Raw genomic sequence first — 15315 nt, 5'->3', positions numbered from 1 at the left:
CAACCTCTTTAAAAGACATAAAGAAAACTAGGCTTATCTTTAGCCCAGCTTTTTGGCACGTATACGCCGAAATTAATCCTTATGATTCAGTATCTACTTCTCCGTGTTTCGTGTAGATCACTGCTTTTCCTCTAACTTTTACAGCTGAAGTATGCTCAGTGAATTGAGCGATCATCACTTCACCTTTATCAAGCTTTTCAGAATGATGAAATCTTGTTTCTGTACCACGTGTTAAGCCGATTACGTTTACGCCGTTCTCTTTCGCTTTGATCACGAAAAAATCAAATTCTGATTTCATGAAGTTACCTCCTTAGTTTCTGATTAAACTTAGTACTTCTGCACGAGCAGCAGGATCTTTTTCAAAAACACCACGCACTGCTGAAGTAACCGTCATAGAGCCCGGTTTTTTCACACCACGCATCGTCATACACATATGCTCTGCTTCGATAACAACGATCACACCATGAGGTTCTAGGGTCTCGAGTAAGCTGTTGGCAATCGTTGAAGTGATTCTTTCTTGCAGTTGAGGTCGTTTTGTAACAGCTTCTACAGCTCTAGCAAGCTTGCTTAAGCCTGTTACTTTTCCTCCTTTTGGTATGTATCCGATATGCGCTTTCCCGAAGAAAGGTACAAGGTGATGCTCACACATTGAATAGAAAGGGATATCTTTGACGAGCACTAACTCTTCATGATCTTCTCCAAAAATAGTAGCAAAGTGCTCTTTAGGATCTTGATTCAATCCTTGAAATACTTCTTCATACATTTTCGCAACACGTTTTGGTGTATCTATTAAACCCTCTCTCTCAGGGTCTTCACCTATCGCTTCTAATATCATTTTTACAGCTATCTCAATTTTTTCTTTTTGAACTTCTGCCACGCCGGTTGTCCTCCAATTCCATTAACACAATAGAAAAATTTTAGCATAATGAAGAAAGAATAGCAAAAAGAGAAAAGCCTTACGCCATGTGAGGAGCGGATCTGACGTATCATAACCTGAGTTGCCGATATAAATGAATTATTGCCGATATATGGTTTCGCTCTCCGAATAATCCATATAAAAAAAGACCGTGAAAGAATCACGGTCTTTTTAAGTTGCCCTATGTATCAATTATTTAACAGCGTCCTTAAGGGCTTTCCCTGGTTTGAAAGCAGGAACTTTGCTAGCAGAGATCTCGATCTCTTGACCAGTTTGTGGGTTGCGGCCTTTACGAGCTGCACGCTCACGAACTTCAAAGTTACCAAATCCGATAAGTTGAACCTTATCACCGCCTTGTAGAGTACCAGTGATTGCTTCGAAAACAGCGTCAACTGCTTTAGATGCATCTTTCTTAGAAAGCTCAGCTTGCTCAGATACTGCATTGATTAGATCAGTCTTGTTCATTCCATTCACCTCCTCTCAAGGATATATTCACCATCATTTATGTAATATACAAGATTTTACTAATTATATCTGTAACAAGCCTTATATTATACGATTACATAGAGAAATTCAATCTTTTTTAGGTGTTTTTCGCTATTCAACCCTTAAAATTCCTTATTTTTTGACCTTTTTTTACAAAAAATCGTCACTCTCGAGGTAATAAAGTCACTCTCATTACACAGGTCAATTGTTCTATGTACACAACAATACAACTGATCCATTTATCGTTAACTACTCTTCATTATTCATGTGCAAAGATCTTATGAACAAAAAAAAGACTCCTGATTATAGGAGTCCATAAGTTATAAAATAATGGCAATCAAACCGCCTGAACCTTCATTTATAATACGTTCTAATGTCTCTTTTAATTTATATCTTGCATTCTCTGGCATCAGTGAGATCTTACCTTGAATTCCTTCTCTTACGATAGAGTTTAGCGATCTTCCAAAGATATCAGAATTCCAGATTGATAACGGATCTTCTTCAAAGTCTTGCATCAAGTATCTCAGCATCTCTTCACTTTGTTTTTCCGTACCGATAATCGGAGCAAACTCTGATTCTACATCTACTTTAATCATGTGAATAGACGGTGCGATCGCTTTAAGTCTTACACCAAATCTCGATCCTTGACGGATGATCTCTGGCTCATCGAGGCTCATATCTGTAATGGCTGGTGCAGCGATACCATAACCTGTTTGCTTAACCATTCGAAGTGCATCTGCCACTTGATCATACTCAGTTTTAGCATATGCAAATTCTTGCATCAGCTGAAGCAGGTGGTCTTTACCACGAATCTCAACTCCAACGACTTCTTTTAGAATTTGATCGTACAGATAATCAGGTGCGAACAAATCGATCTCAGCAATCCCTTGCCCCATTTCAATTCCTGCAAGTCTCGCGTCATCAATAAAATCATAATCCGCGAAGAACCCTACAACTTTATCAACATCACGCAGACGTTTGATGTCTTGAACTGTTTCTCTTACTGCTTCTTCATAGCTTTCACGCAGCCAATGGTTCTCGCGAAGGACCATTACCCAGCTAGGAAGGTTAACATTGACCTCAAGCACCGGAAACTCGTATAACGCTTCTCTTAACACGTTGTTAATATCATGCTCCGTCATCGCTTCAACACTGATCGCGAGTACAGGAATATCGTATTTTTCACAAAGCTCGTTGCGAAGTCTTTGCGTATCTGGATGGTGTGGCTGTGTGGAGTTGATCAGCATGATAAACGGCTTTCCAACTTCTTTCAGCTCTTCGACGACCCGTTCTTCTGATTCCACATAATCATACCTTGGAATCTCACCGATCGTTCCATCCGTCGTAACCACTACTCCAAGTGTGGAGTGCTCTTGAATTACTTTTCGAGTACCGATCTCTGCTGCTTCATGAAACGGAATCGGCTCATCGTACCATGGCGTATGAATCATCCTTGGGCCGTTTTCATCTTCGTACCCTTTTGCACTCGGTACCGCATAACCTACTGAATCAACGAGACGTATGTTAACATCAAGCCCCTCACCTACATTGATCTTCACCGCATTGTTTGGAACAAATTTGGGCTCAGTGGTCATAATGGTGCGTCCAGCTGCACTCTGCGGTAGTTCATCTTGAGCACGTTGGCGTTCTGCTTCATTATCAATGTTCGGCAGCACCACAAGCTCCATAAATTTCTTAATAAATGTGGACTTTCCTGTTCTTACTGCTCCTACTACACCCAAGTAGATATCTCCGCCTGTCCGTTCGGCGATATCTTTGAAAATATCGATTTTCTCCATTCGTTTCCCTCCCGATCCAAATAAAGTTCCGGATGCTAGTCTTGGACAATACATCGTATGATTTTGTCCTATTGATTATGACAAAGGAACGGAAATTTTTATTGGATCCTCGCTTTTCTCGGTTGTATAGTTCCATAAAAACGGGAGGGCGCACTTGAGTGCCTACCGATGAAACTATAAAGCTTGTTTCGTTAAAAGGATTTCCAAAAAAAATCTCTCCGCCTTTTCTATGAATGTATTAGAAAAAGGGAGAGTTCATGCCTATTTTATTAAAAAAATAGGTTTATTATTTTCAACTGTATAGGGAACTGAATAGACAGGCACAAAAAACGAATGCACCGCTAATAAGTGGCGTATGTCTTCGTGTTTATCTAATTCGTTCTGGTAGCTTGTTATCGCTGAATTTAAATCTTTTCTATAATCTATAAAAATCTTTGCATCGCCATTGACCATCAATGGCAGTTTCTTACCCGTAAAAGGACTTGTGACATACGGATCTTCCTTAAAACCTAACTTCTTATAATCAAGAGTATGCCTGCCTTGTGCTTCTATCTTTTTGAATGGCGGATAGTCATGTTCAGCCATGTAGATATTTAAAGCAACTTGGATATCTTGAACCTTATCTGTTAAAACAAGGTCTGCAAGCTTAACCGTCGGCTTTGTCTCTACATCAATCAACACATACTGAAAGGTTCCACCCTTTTCAAAAGCATTGCCCGGTGGTTCTTGCATATATTTTGGAACTAGTTTATTAAAGTCGATCAAGTATTTTTGATAGATATCTGTATCTGCATCTTTTGTCTTGATCGGCAGAACACCCGTATCTTTTTGAAAGCTCTCAACGGCTTGCTGAACCGCTGTAATCTGATCTTGATAAGGAACTCGATTCTGTGTTTTTCTTTCTTCCGGATATAAGCATCCTGAAAGTGTAAATAACATTAAACATAAAGGAATCCACCATTTTTTAGACATTTAGATTTCCTCCTCTACCCTTGAACAGGCCCGCTGAACACAACGATGATAATTAGAATACCTGCAACAATCATACAGATCCAAGCGAATAATGAAACGACCGTTTGAAAGATTCCCTTTAATTTCGCTCGACTAAACATGATAGAGAAAACAGCTACAAACATTAAACCGATGGCTGATAGTGCCACCCACATTTTTAACAAACCTTCACTCATATGTATCCTCCTTGTCCACAGCGTACATTATAGCATAATTCTTGGTATTTCCTTTACTTTTTCAGAGTTGGAATTTTCTAAGGGTTTAGACTTGTTTTAAGAGTTATAAAATATGATTCACAAGATTATGCCTCACTTAGAAAGCTATTTCTGTAGTTATTGTTGGTCATGGAAGTGTGGCGGGTACGAATGTGACTCACCGCCTATCCAGCGGAAAATCGAAATCAACTACATTCCATCCTACAAAGCAAAATAATAAAAAAACACCCGGGCATGACCGGGTGTTCGACTAAATACTTCCTTACTGAAGGAACACTTCCATGATTTAGTTGCTCTATCCACTTTACAATTATAAAAAGTGAGTCTACTTACCTTCAAACATTTTAGATAATGTTGCCAAATCAAGAGGGATGTTATTGTTAAGAACAGCTTGAACGATCTGATCTTCTTTTTGTTTCGAAACTGCTACACCAGCCATTGAAGATACTTGGGAAATCAGCATACGAATCGTGCGCTCGTCACGAAGATTTGACCCGCTTACGGATTGAGCAAGTTTAAAAATATCATCCTTTTTCACACTTGTTTTCTTCTCGATCTTATCAAAAAAGTGTTGTTCACGTTCCACCTGAAGTCCTCCTCCCACTTCCTTTTCACCTTATCGTATGCAAGGAGATGGGAAGCGTGAAAGAAAAAAAGGCGATTGCCTAAAATTATTTAGACATTCGCCTATTGTGTGTTAGCTCTTTAAAGAAGATACATCTTCCACTTCATGCGTGCGAGAACGCTGCATCAGATCGTCAACAGCTTGCTTTGCACCTTTTCCGTTAAACAATACATCATATAGCACTTGTGTGATCGGCATCTCCACTTCTTCACGCTTACTCAATTCGTAAGCTGCTTGAGTGGTTCTAACGCCTTCAACGACCATGCCCATATTTTCAAGAACATCTTCAAGCTTCATTCCTTTTCCAAGCATGTTTCCAGCACGCCAGTTTCGGCTATGAACACTCGTGCATGTTACGATCAAATCTCCAATTCCTGTAAGACCAGAGAATGTAAGAGGATTTGCACCCATATGCGTACCAAGTCGAGCAATCTCAGCTAGACCTCTCGTGATTAAAGCAGCCTTTGCGTTATCTCCATACCCTAATCCATCAGAAAGTCCAGCACCTAGTGCGATGATGTTCTTTAATGCACCACCAAGCTCAACTCCGACCACATCAGGGTTCGTGTAGACTCGGAAGTTTTGATTAATGAACAGATCTTGTACTTTTTCAGCAGCTTTCATGTTTATAGAAGAAACTGTAACGGTCGTCGGCTGCCTTAAAGAAACCTCTTCTGCATGACTTGGTCCTGAAAGCACGACAACAGAATCCAAAACAGCCTCTGGAAGCTCTTCTTCAATAATTTCAGAAATACGTTTATATGTACCAGGTTCGATGCCTTTTGAAGCATGAACGATTGTTACTGGTGAGCTCAATTCGTTCTTTAATTGACTCAGTACTTCTCTCATTGCTTTTGTTGGCGTGACGAGTACGATCGTATCCGCTTCTTTCACACATTCGTTCAACTGAGTTGTTGCTTGTATGTTTTTAGGGAGTTCAACTCCAGGCAAGTATTTTTCGTTCTTATGATTATCGTTGATCTCACTGACCTGATCCTCTCTACGTCCCCACAGGGAAACGTTATGACCATTGTCAGCTAAAACGATGGCAAGGGCAGTTCCCCAGCTTCCAGCACCTAAAACAGCAACTTTATCCATACATGTCACACTCCACTATTAAATTTTACGTTCATTCCCGCTCCAGATCCTTGCTATATTTCCACGATGCTTCCAGATTGAAACAAATGAAAGTACAAAGCTAGCCCATACTGCTTCAAGTGATAGACTATATTGGTACAACATGAAAAAAGGAGTAAGAATTAAAAAAACAATAGAACCTAATGAAACAAATCTGGATATCCAAATGGTTATGATAGCGATAACACCAGCTATGAGTGATGGTAAGAATGCGATTGCAGCAAAAACACCGATCGCTGTAGCCACCCCTTTTCCGCCTTTAAATCCATAAAAGACGGGATAGTTGTGACCGATTACGGCTATTAATCCGCATACAACAGCGATCATGGAAGAATCAGTCAACCACAAAGCAATTGATACTACCAAGATGCCCTTCATACAGTCTAAGAGCAATACCGCGATCGCCGGTTTTTTGCCCAACACTCTTAACGTGTTCGTAGCACCTGCGTTACCACTACCATGATTTCTAATGTCTTCATTTCTCAATACTTTTGTCAGCAAATAACTAAAACTAATACTACCGATCAAGTAAGAAATAACGAAGAGTACGATCGTCATCATGAAAAATTAATCATTTTTCTTTCTAGCAAAGATTTTGATCGGCGTTCCAACAAAACCAAATGTCTCACGAATACGGTTTTCTAGAAAACGTTTATAAGAGAAGTGGAAAAGTTCAGGATCATTAACAAAGATTACGAAAGTTGGTGGTTTTGACGCCACTTGTGTTGCATAGTTGATCTTCAGTCTCTTTCCGTTATCCATTGGCGCAGGGTTCATCGCAACAGCATCCATGATCACTTCATTTAAGATGTTCGTTTGAACGCGAAGTGAGTGATTCTCAGCAACTTGATTGATAACAGGATACAGCTGATGAAGACGCTGCTTCGTTTTTGCAGATACGAAAACGATCGGCGCATAAGAAAGGTATAAGAAATGATCGCGAATCTTTTGTTCGAACTTTTGCATCGTCTTATCGTCTTTTTCAACAGCATCCCATTTATTAACGACGATCACTACCGCTTTACCGGCTTCGTGTGCAAACCCAGCTACTTTTTTATCTTGCTCGATGATTCCTTCTTCAGCATCGATGACCATAAGGACAACATCTGAACGTTCGATCGCTTTCATCGCACGCATTACACTATATTTCTCAGTCGTCTCATATACTTTTCCGCGCTTTCTCATACCAGCCGTATCGATGATTACATACTTCTGGTCCTCACGCTCAAAACTCGAGTCGATCGCATCTCGCGTTGTTCCTGCAATATTACTAACAATAACTCGTTCTTTACCTAAGATCGCATTCACAAGAGAGGATTTCCCTACGTTCGGTCGTCCGATCAAAGAGAAGTAGATCGTATCATCTTCTTTTTCCTCAACAACTGTTTCAGGGAAATGACTTACTACTTGATCTAAAAGATCTCCAAGACCAATACCGTGTGTACCTGACACTCCGATCGGTTCGCCCATTCCTAAGCTATAGAATTCATACAACAATTCTTTACGTTCTGGGTTATCGATCTTATTCACACCTAGTACGACAGGCTTTTTGGAACGAAACAGCATTTTAGCTACTTCTTCATCAGCAGCTGTAATTCCGTTCATTCCATCAACTAGAAATAAAATAACATCCGCTTCTTCAATAGCGAGTTCTGCTTGTTCTTTCATCTGACTCATAAATGGTGCATCACTAATCTCGATACCGCCCGTGTCAATTAAGTTGAATTCTGTGTTCAACCACTCTGCAGAGCTATAAATACGGTCACGCGTTACACCTGGCATATCTTCTACGATTGAGATACGATCTCCGGCAATTCTGTTAAAAATAGTAGATTTCCCTACGTTCGGTCTTCCTACTATGGCTAAAACTGGTTTCGTCATGTAGACACTTCCCTTTTTTCCTGATCAAGTCAATCATCAAATTTTCTTTTTTATATGCTCGTTCATTTTCTTGTAATTAGACAAGTCCACTTATTTTAGCAAATTACTTATGGTTTAGACAACTGATTCTCTTTTAAATCTGTTTCGCTGAAGTAACCCTTTTAAAAGCTGTTCGTCTTATTTTTTTGAACATATCTACCAATACTACCATAAATAAGAGCATCATTGAAGTTGAGGCGAACAAATCCATCACATAAAGAGATCCAATCTCAACTTTGCCGACGAGCCTTAGAATGATGAACTGATAAAGAGCATCGCCTATAAAAAGACCGATAGCGATCAGACAGAAAAGATCTTTCTTACTTCTTGCTAACGTAATCGTTAAAAGTGTAAGGAATACGAGGATCATTATTTTCTTGCTCACGAACAGTTTTGCTGGGTCGTATAGAGCAAAAAGCTCGATCGAAACATAAGCTGTAGCCACTATAAAACTGCTAGTAACGAAAAAAAAGAGCTGATGACTAAATCTGATAACATGAATCAACCCGATCAACAAGAAGAATGCAAATGCAGCATTCATGCTTCCTACAGAAAAATGAATGTAACTATTCGACAATATGATCCCGAACAAAGTAATAAAAACACATTGATTTCTTAGCTTTCCTTTACGAATAAGAAAGGTCGAAGCAACCCAGACCATCCACGTGAACCAATAAAAAAGTATGCCATCGTTCATCTCATTCACCTCGATAGCATTATTGCCACATTATGTCCTCTTCTAACCACAAGAAAAAACAGCTCTCGATGAAATCATCAAGAGCTGTAAATATTCAATAATTATTTGTAACCTTTTAGCTGATCACCGATCATATCCGCTAATGAGAATCCTTTTTCTTCTTTTGGAAGGTTCTCTTTAAGATTAGCTTTTTCTTTTTCATCTTGGACAGCTTTCATGCTAAGGCTCATTCGCTTATCTTGACTGTTAACTTCAAGAACTTTTACAGAAACTTGCTGGCCTTCTTTAACAACCTCACTCGGATTTCCAATATGACGGTTCGCTAATTCTGAAATGTGAACCAACCCTTCGATACCTGGTGCTACTTCTACAAATGCACCAAACGTAACGATGCGCTTCACTGTGCCTTCAATAACACTTCCAGCTTGAATGGAAGAACTTGCTTCTTCCCAAGGTCCAGGCTGTGTTTCTTTAATAGACAATGAAATTCTGTCGTTATCACGGTCAACAGAAAGATCCTTTACTTTCACCGTCTCACCTTCGCTAAGAACTTCGGAAGGATTATCAACACGGTTGTGTGAAAGCTGTGAAACATGGACTAACCCGTCTACACCGCCGATATCAACGAATGCACCGAAGTCAGTTAAACGCTGTACTTTACCTTCAATGATCTCTCCAGGCGCTAAACGGTCTAAGATTTCTTGTTTCTTCGCAACCGCATTTTCTTCCGTAACGGCACGATGAGATAAGATCACTCGGCCTTTTTCTGCATCAAGCTCTACGATTTTCACAGAAAGCGTTTTTCCTTTATAATCCGAAAAATCTTCCACAAAGTGAGACTCAACCATAGAAGCTGGGATGAACGCTCGAACACCAAGATCTACAACTAGTCCACCTTTTACTACATCATGAACGACGACTTCAAACGTTTCCTTAGAGTCAAATTTTTCTTCTAGTTCGCTCCATGATTTCTCAGTGTCCACTGCCTTCTTTGAAACGAGTAGCTTGTCCTCCGTGTGAGAAAGTACTTTAACTGTAATCTGATCTCCTTCATTCAACACGTCACTTACCTTTTCAATGAAAAGACTGGATACTTCATTAATCGGCAAAAACGCGTCTTGCTTAGCGCTGATATCCACTAACGCGTGCTTGTCTTCCACTTTTAGTACAGTACCTTTAATGATTTCACCTTTTTCAGCCATTGTAGCATTTGTTAAACTTGTGCTCATTTCGTCTGTCATGTTCGTGCCCTCCTCAAAAATTAGAAAAGTAATTTATTGAACTTTCGGTATGAAAGAACATTAACATCGATCATGGAGTTATTTTTACAAAGATGCAGACCTTTGACAGTGATTGATTTGCGCTACAGGATGCTCGCTTTCCGCGGGGTGTGCGGTGAGCCTCTTAGCGCTCTGCGCTGTTAAGAGTCTCACCTGTCCCACTAATCCCGCAGGAGTCTCGCACCTTACGCTCCAATCAATTTATCAATGATGACTTTGAAAAAAACTCAAAAGTAAATTCTTTAAAGATAAAAATAGAAATTCAATTATTCATGCTCTTTTTTTAACTGAGCTATATGTTTCATTATAAGCTCTGTCGCTTCTTTTGCGGAAGCTTTTTGCTCCCGAAAATGTGTAAAGTCAATCGGTTTGCCGAATACGACTTTTAATTTTTTTCCTTTTTGGTATTCTCCAACAATCGCACATGGGACGATGTGCGCATCTGATTTAAGGGCAAAGAAACCGGCTCCAGCTAGGCCTTCTCCGATCTCTCCCGTTTTTGAGCGGGTTCCTTCTGGAAACAACCCTACAACTTTTCCCTCTTTTAAAAGGTTCATACCTGTTTTTAATGCAGTTTTGTCGCTCATCCCACGTTTAACAGGAAATGCGTTGATCTTTGGAAGGATATGTTTTAAAACTGGTACAGAAAAGAGCTCTGCTTTAGCCATAAAATGCACGTCTCGTGGTGAAGCTACCCCTACGAGAGGTGGATCGTAGTTGTGGATATGGTTGGTACATAAGAGCACGCCACCTGATTTCGGCATGTTTTCTGCTCCAACGATCTCTGGCTTGTATGTTCCTTTAAAATAAGTCCCACATAGCCATTTTCCGAAAGAATAAAGCATCATTTTACAAAGCCCTTTCTTTTGCATAATGAAGAATGCTTGAAACTACCTCTTCGATCGTCATACTTGTTGTGTCCAGTTCGATAGCATCTTCTGCTTTTTTTAGTGGAGCTACTTCTCTCTCACTGTCACGTTTATCTCTCAGTGCGATCTCGCTTTTTAAAAGTTCGAAATCTGCTTCGAACCCTTTTGTTATGTTTTCTTCATAGCGTCTGCGAGCTCTTTCTTCTACAGAAGCGATCAAGAAAATTTTTAGTTCTGCGTTCGGCATAACGTGTGTACCGATATCACGGCCATCCATCACAACGCCGCCAGATTCAGCTAAAAGCTGCTGTCTTTTTACCATTTCAGTACGCACTTCTTGCTGTCTTGCAACAAATGATACATTATTGGTCACTTCACTAGTTCTGATCTCTTCTGATACATCTTTTCCATCAAGAAGAACAGCTTGTCCTTGCTCTGTGATTACTAATTTTATATCTGTATCGTTCAATACAATCTCTAGTTCTCGTCCATCATTAAGGTCTGCTCCTTTTAAAAGAGCTTTATACGTTAATGCCCTATACATGGCACCTGTGTCAATATAAATGTAAGAAAGACGTTCAGCTACTTGCTTGGCTACTGTACTTTTACCTGCTCCAGCCGGGCCATCAATGGCGATTGATAATAATTTTTTCATGTTTCCTCCTACCCGATACCTATGACAATGCATACATAGCAATAAAAAGCAGGTGAGTTTCCCCTGCTTTTTTTCTGTGTATAAATCTGAATACATCAGATTTAATCTATATGTATATTACCATACTTGATGTTTAACGGTCTATGGTTTCCAAAGTTGGTTGTTGGTCGTTCTTGATAACTCCTTCGTAATAGATACTCTTATTTGTATATAACTTAAAGGAAGGAATCTCAAGTAAAAACTGCGCGGCAACCAGTAAAATAAAATGAACAACGGCAAGCTGGATCAATATCCGTTCAAATCGTTTCATGAATTCGACACCTTCTTTTCGGGAGTATTTTTCCCAAAAAGAAAACATCTATGCACTTCTAAAGACTTACGCTTTCTTTTTTCTTCATAAGAAGCTGCTGTTCAAAGCAGAAACGGATAATATGCTGTCGGTCTTTTTGTGTAAGATTCCCGAATTGAAGTGAAGCTTTCTGCCTTCCACCCGCTTGGCCATCAAACACTCTTAATACCAGGCAATCAAGGTCGAGATATAGTTTTTCTCCAGATTGCATGGGAAGAACTACAAGACAGTTCAACTGGTCTTCGTTTTTGACGGAATGAACAACGGGAAGAGAAAGAAGCATCCCTCCTGCACTCAGATCGAGAATAACAGAGTTAAATGGTGGATACGCATCATATTGGTTAACAACCGACGTGTCTATCATCGTTTCTACTCTTACATATTCTCTTCGCTGAATCTTATGTATCTCTTCTTCTTTTGGAGCAGTGATCATCAAAACTGGAATATTTTCGATCTTTCTACCTAAAAGCTCTGTTCGAAACGTATAGACGTTTCTTTCTTTGTCCACAAAAGATGCTTTAAACTGTGTTCCGTCAAAGAAATATTCTGTACGATTTGTTTTTTCGTTACTCGGATAATCAATATAGAGATGATCTTCTTTCACATCAAACACTTTACAGCGATATTTATCTTTTTTGTCGGAAAACAACGGCTCTAAATATAATGGCTCACCCACTGTAATCATCGAACTTCCCCCATACATTGCTTTCTAATCTTTCTACCTTATTATGACAGTTTCAAAATAAAAGAAAAAGCAAAATTTCATGTTGCGAAATTTTGCTTTTAAAAAAATTTGATCAATCTGTAATAGTTGTAAGTAGTTGATTTCCACTCCAGGCTGCTCGCTTTCCGGGGGGCGTGCGGTTAGCCTCCTCGGCGCTCCGCACCCTTAGGAGTCTCACCTGTCCCGCTGATCCCCCAGGAGTCTCGCACCTTCCGTTCCAATCAACTTGTCAATGAAGCAATTAACCCAAACTTTTTTTACGATAACCATTATTCCCTTTTAGATATCGTTGTAAGACGGCTCTGCTTCTTTAAGCTTTCTTACTTCTTCTTCGTTCCCGTTCTCTGCGTTAATGAAGACGCGGAACGTATCATTTCCTAAGATTCCTAGGAATTCGTAACAATACACTTCTTCATTAATATCGTTTCGAATTAACGCTTTGCTTGTTTCTTTCACTTGGAACTTAGGGTTAAGATTTGTTCTTGCTTCTTTTTCAGAAATCTTGAAAATTGGTGTTCTCTTGTCGACGTGCGCAAGAAGGAAATCTGTGCCTTCATACCCCATAATGTCTCCATTATCTAATGCTACTTTTACAGATACTGTTTCAGGATAGATTCTTACTCCGTTTGCGAGTCGGGCATAAGTGAACACTCCGATGTTATCGTATTGGTCACTCGTTACCATCTCCATCTGACTTTCCATATGTTTTTTCAGAAAGTCTTCTGCTTGAAGCATCGCTTCGTTCAGTGAGATTTTTGGTTTACCTACGTTACGATCGTAAAGCACATACAGTGGATATCCACCCTTTTTCGTAAGATCCATGTAAGTTGTACCTTTAGTATCTGGGTTGTATAGTGTTAACGAGTAAGCGTCATACTTTGCATCTTTACCAGTGCTTTCGACTGTAATCTTAACGTTTTTCTTTAATTGGAAAAAGTCGACTGCAATTTTTTTCGCTTCTTCTTTTGTAATCTTTTTCCCTTTTAACTGACTTAGATCTCGGTCTTTCATTTTTTCCATGTTAGAAACTTCAGTTCCAAAGTCTACATCCGAATACCCTTCGACCGATTTGTCAACAGTCTTAAACCCGTCAATGATCGTGTTGTCTTCTGGCTGTTTGTTTGTAGCAAGAGCCATCTCGACATCCATCCAACGCAAATTGTTCTTTTGAGCTAACGATTCTGTCTTTCGCAGCTCGTTTTGAATCTCAGTTGAATTAGCGTACAATTCTTTCAACGTACTATACTCTTTATCACTGAGCGGATTCTTATCTAGATCACGTACAGCTGCACGATAACTGAATTCGCCCATCTTTGTTAAAAACTCTTCTGTCTTGTTAAATGGTAATAACGCTAACGGCAGTTGACCTACATCATTATGAGCCTCTGATGTCAGTCTCCAAACTTGAGCTAAAGCTGGAGATAGCTGATTTCGTGTATTCATTGCGATGGTTTCGCCGATCTTGTCATGAAGGGAATCCATATGGAAGTTTAAATCATGAAAAGCGCGTTGATAATTGTTTTCTGCTTGAAGAAGTACAGCATTCTTTTCTTGATGTTCACTGTAGCCCCAATAGCCTGTTCCTGCTACAGCAACGAACAACAGTACAATTAGGATTGTGCGTATCATATCAGTTCACCCCTTTATTAGTTACAGAAAATGTGCTTTCCGATTTTTTTGATTTGAGGACGAGACCATATCCAGCCTGATGTTGCTGTGTCAGGGTTAAAATAATATTCTGCTTCACCTGTTGGATCCCAACCGTTAAGTGCATCCATAACCGCTTTTTTTGCTTGCTGATTCGGCGTCAGATAAATTTGGCCATCCGCAACTGCTGTAAATGCTCCTGGCTCGAAGATTACACCAGAAACAGTGTTTGGAAATGAAGCACTGTTCACTCGGTTGATAATAACTGCTGCTACTGCGACTTGACCGATGTAAGGTTCACCGCGTGCTTCACCATATACAGCATTAGCCATTAAGTTCACATCGTTCTGGGAATAACCATTTGGGATGTTCTTTGCCGGTTTAACTTGAGCAGGCTTTGCTTTAGACTGTCCCGCTCCTTTTGTACCTTTTGCAGTTCCTGCTTTTGGCGTGCCGCTTTTTGCAGTGCCCCCTTTAGCTGCTCCACTCTTAGTACTTTTCTTCTCACCGCCGTAATAAGAGAACTTCTTACCGTTATCAATCTGCTTATTTACCCAAGCTTTATCGTATTTAGAAGCGTTTGCTAACTTATTTTTTGTCGTACCACCTGCTAATCCATCGATTGGCAGACCAAATTCATATTGAAAGTTTCGTAATGCCCAATACGTTCTCCATCCAAATACGCCATCGATGTTCCCCGTATAGAAACCTAGATATTGAAGCCTTGACTGAAGTTCTACTACATCTTCACCCGTTGCCCCTACTTGTATGACTTGGTTTGAAAATGCGTGTGCATTGTTCTGACCAAATCCAGCTAATAGCCCAAAGCAAAGGGCAATCGCAATAAATGCTCCCTTTATGTAAGCTGAATTTCTTTTCATGAGAAAGTAAGCCTCCTGTGATTTAATCTCCATTTTTCGTGTTATACAGATATCATTTGTAATCTGTTTTATTTTATTCAGCTTTTCAAAGACTCATGGTTCAC

General features: G+C 39.8%; 18 protein-coding genes. All 18 read right to left on the bottom strand.

From position 1 onward, the window contains the following. Positions 1 to 79: 79 nt before the first annotated feature. The gene (gene mtrB / locus P4V41_RS09360) at positions 80 to 298 is read right to left on the bottom strand and encodes a trp RNA-binding attenuation protein MtrB (RefSeq protein WP_066241872.1); all 219 of its coding nucleotides are present in this window, start codon (positions 296 to 298) and stop codon (positions 80 to 82) included. Between the two features lie 12 nt (positions 299 to 310). Further along, complete coding sequence (gene folE, locus P4V41_RS09355; protein WP_188402038.1) at positions 311 to 877, bottom strand: GTP cyclohydrolase I FolE; 567 nt, start codon at positions 875 to 877, stop codon at positions 311 to 313. Between the two features lie 231 nt (positions 878 to 1108). Beyond that, positions 1109 to 1381 (bottom strand): HU family DNA-binding protein, encoded by a 273-nt coding sequence (locus tag P4V41_RS09350; RefSeq protein ID WP_197130683.1) that lies wholly within the window; start codon positions 1379 to 1381, stop codon positions 1109 to 1111. A 341-nt stretch (positions 1382 to 1722) separates the two neighbouring features. Next, on the bottom strand, positions 1723 to 3201 hold the full coding sequence (gene spoIVA, locus P4V41_RS09345; RefSeq protein ID WP_328084566.1) for a stage IV sporulation protein A: 1479 nt from the start codon (positions 3199 to 3201) through the stop codon (positions 1723 to 1725). A 261-nt stretch (positions 3202 to 3462) separates the two neighbouring features. After that, positions 3463 to 4173 carry a hypothetical protein gene (locus P4V41_RS09340; RefSeq protein WP_328084565.1) on the bottom strand — a complete coding sequence of 237 codons (711 nt, stop codon included), beginning with the start codon at positions 4171 to 4173 and terminating at the stop codon, positions 3463 to 3465. A 14-nt stretch (positions 4174 to 4187) separates the two neighbouring features. Beyond that, entirely contained in the window at positions 4188 to 4388 is a 201-nt protein-coding gene (locus P4V41_RS09335) for a DUF2768 domain-containing protein (protein WP_197130689.1), read from the bottom strand. Positions 4389 to 4752: 364 nt separating this feature from the next. Continuing rightward, a complete protein-coding gene (locus tag P4V41_RS09330; RefSeq protein ID WP_066395705.1) occupies positions 4753 to 5013 on the bottom strand; it encodes a stage VI sporulation protein F in 261 nt (86 codons plus the stop codon). A 111-nt stretch (positions 5014 to 5124) separates the two neighbouring features. After that, complete coding sequence (locus P4V41_RS09325) at positions 5125 to 6150, bottom strand: NAD(P)H-dependent glycerol-3-phosphate dehydrogenase (RefSeq protein ID WP_328084564.1); 1026 nt, start codon at positions 6148 to 6150, stop codon at positions 5125 to 5127. 18 nt (positions 6151 to 6168) lie between these two features. Further along, entirely contained in the window at positions 6169 to 6750 is a 582-nt protein-coding gene (gene plsY / locus P4V41_RS09320; protein WP_328084563.1) for a glycerol-3-phosphate 1-O-acyltransferase PlsY, read from the bottom strand. A 6-nt stretch (positions 6751 to 6756) separates the two neighbouring features. Next, positions 6757 to 8070, bottom strand: coding sequence for a ribosome biogenesis GTPase Der (gene der, locus P4V41_RS09315; protein WP_328084562.1), 1314 nt, complete (start codon positions 8068 to 8070; stop codon positions 6757 to 6759). 133 nt (positions 8071 to 8203) lie between these two features. Beyond that, entirely contained in the window at positions 8204 to 8806 is a 603-nt protein-coding gene (locus tag P4V41_RS09310) for a YphA family membrane protein (RefSeq protein ID WP_328084561.1), read from the bottom strand. 101 nt (positions 8807 to 8907) lie between these two features. After that, on the bottom strand, positions 8908 to 10047 hold the full coding sequence (gene rpsA, locus P4V41_RS09305) for a 30S ribosomal protein S1 (protein WP_328084560.1): 1140 nt from the start codon (positions 10045 to 10047) through the stop codon (positions 8908 to 8910). Positions 10048 to 10352: 305 nt separating this feature from the next. After that, the gene (locus tag P4V41_RS09300; protein ID WP_328084559.1) at positions 10353 to 10934 is read right to left on the bottom strand and encodes a lysophospholipid acyltransferase family protein; all 582 of its coding nucleotides are present in this window, start codon (positions 10932 to 10934) and stop codon (positions 10353 to 10355) included. Between the two features lies 1 nt (position 10935). After that, positions 10936 to 11610, bottom strand: a complete 675-nt coding sequence (gene cmk, locus P4V41_RS09295; protein WP_328084558.1) for a (d)CMP kinase — start codon at positions 11608 to 11610, stop codon at positions 10936 to 10938. A gap of 133 nt (positions 11611 to 11743) precedes the next feature. Beyond that, the gene (locus P4V41_RS09290) at positions 11744 to 11920 is read right to left on the bottom strand and encodes a DUF5359 family protein (protein ID WP_171005421.1); all 177 of its coding nucleotides are present in this window, start codon (positions 11918 to 11920) and stop codon (positions 11744 to 11746) included. A gap of 58 nt (positions 11921 to 11978) precedes the next feature. Beyond that, the gene (locus tag P4V41_RS09285) at positions 11979 to 12644 is read right to left on the bottom strand and encodes a flagellar brake protein (protein ID WP_328084557.1); all 666 of its coding nucleotides are present in this window, start codon (positions 12642 to 12644) and stop codon (positions 11979 to 11981) included. A gap of 318 nt (positions 12645 to 12962) precedes the next feature. After that, the gene (gene ypeB / locus P4V41_RS09280; RefSeq protein WP_328084556.1) at positions 12963 to 14312 is read right to left on the bottom strand and encodes a germination protein YpeB; all 1350 of its coding nucleotides are present in this window, start codon (positions 14310 to 14312) and stop codon (positions 12963 to 12965) included. A gap of 17 nt (positions 14313 to 14329) precedes the next feature. Next, complete coding sequence (gene sleB / locus P4V41_RS09275; protein ID WP_328084555.1) at positions 14330 to 15211, bottom strand: spore cortex-lytic enzyme; 882 nt, start codon at positions 15209 to 15211, stop codon at positions 14330 to 14332. Positions 15212 to 15315 lie beyond the last annotated feature (104 nt).

It is taken from the genome of Fictibacillus nanhaiensis (genome assembly GCF_036213205.1).
Lineage (GTDB): Bacteria > Bacillota > Bacilli > Bacillales > Fictibacillaceae > Fictibacillus > Fictibacillus nanhaiensis_E.
Note: the sequence above shows the minus strand (reverse complement) of the source record. Positions and strands in the feature narration are given on the sequence as shown.

What these genes read in the sequence shown, in the direction of transcription:
- mtrB (WP_066241872.1), bottom strand. Translation starts at nt 298, where the DNA reads ATGAAATCAGAATTTGATTTTTTCGTGATCAAAGCGAAAGAGAACGGC.
- P4V41_RS09350 (WP_197130683.1), bottom strand. Translation starts at nt 1,381, where the DNA reads ATGAACAAGACTGATCTAATCAATGCAGTATCTGAGCAAGCTGAGCTT.
- spoIVA (WP_328084566.1), bottom strand. Translation starts at nt 3,201, where the DNA reads ATGGAGAAAATCGATATTTTCAAAGATATCGCCGAACGGACAGGCGGA.
- P4V41_RS09340 (WP_328084565.1), bottom strand. Translation starts at nt 4,173, where the DNA reads ATGTCTAAAAAATGGTGGATTCCTTTATGTTTAATGTTATTTACACTT.
- P4V41_RS09335 (WP_197130689.1), bottom strand. Translation starts at nt 4,388, where the DNA reads ATGAGTGAAGGTTTGTTAAAAATGTGGGTGGCACTATCAGCCATCGGT.
- P4V41_RS09325 (WP_328084564.1), bottom strand. Translation starts at nt 6,150, where the DNA reads ATGGATAAAGTTGCTGTTTTAGGTGCTGGAAGCTGGGGAACTGCCCTT.
- plsY (WP_328084563.1), bottom strand. Translation starts at nt 6,750, where the DNA reads ATGATGACGATCGTACTCTTCGTTATTTCTTACTTGATCGGTAGTATT.
- der (WP_328084562.1), bottom strand. Translation starts at nt 8,070, where the DNA reads ATGACGAAACCAGTTTTAGCCATAGTAGGAAGACCGAACGTAGGGAAA.
- P4V41_RS09310 (WP_328084561.1), bottom strand. Translation starts at nt 8,806, where the DNA reads ATGAACGATGGCATACTTTTTTATTGGTTCACGTGGATGGTCTGGGTT.
- rpsA (WP_328084560.1), bottom strand. Translation starts at nt 10,047, where the DNA reads ATGACAGACGAAATGAGCACAAGTTTAACAAATGCTACAATGGCTGAA.
- P4V41_RS09300 (WP_328084559.1), bottom strand. Translation starts at nt 10,934, where the DNA reads ATGATGCTTTATTCTTTCGGAAAATGGCTATGTGGGACTTATTTTAAA.
- cmk (WP_328084558.1), bottom strand. Translation starts at nt 11,610, where the DNA reads ATGAAAAAATTATTATCAATCGCCATTGATGGCCCGGCTGGAGCAGGT.
- P4V41_RS09290 (WP_171005421.1), bottom strand. Translation starts at nt 11,920, where the DNA reads ATGAAACGATTTGAACGGATATTGATCCAGCTTGCCGTTGTTCATTTT.
- P4V41_RS09285 (WP_328084557.1), bottom strand. Translation starts at nt 12,644, where the DNA reads ATGATTACAGTGGGTGAGCCATTATATTTAGAGCCGTTGTTTTCCGAC.
- ypeB (WP_328084556.1), bottom strand. Translation starts at nt 14,312, where the DNA reads ATGATACGCACAATCCTAATTGTACTGTTGTTCGTTGCTGTAGCAGGA.
- sleB (WP_328084555.1), bottom strand. Translation starts at nt 15,211, where the DNA reads ATGAAAAGAAATTCAGCTTACATAAAGGGAGCATTTATTGCGATTGCC.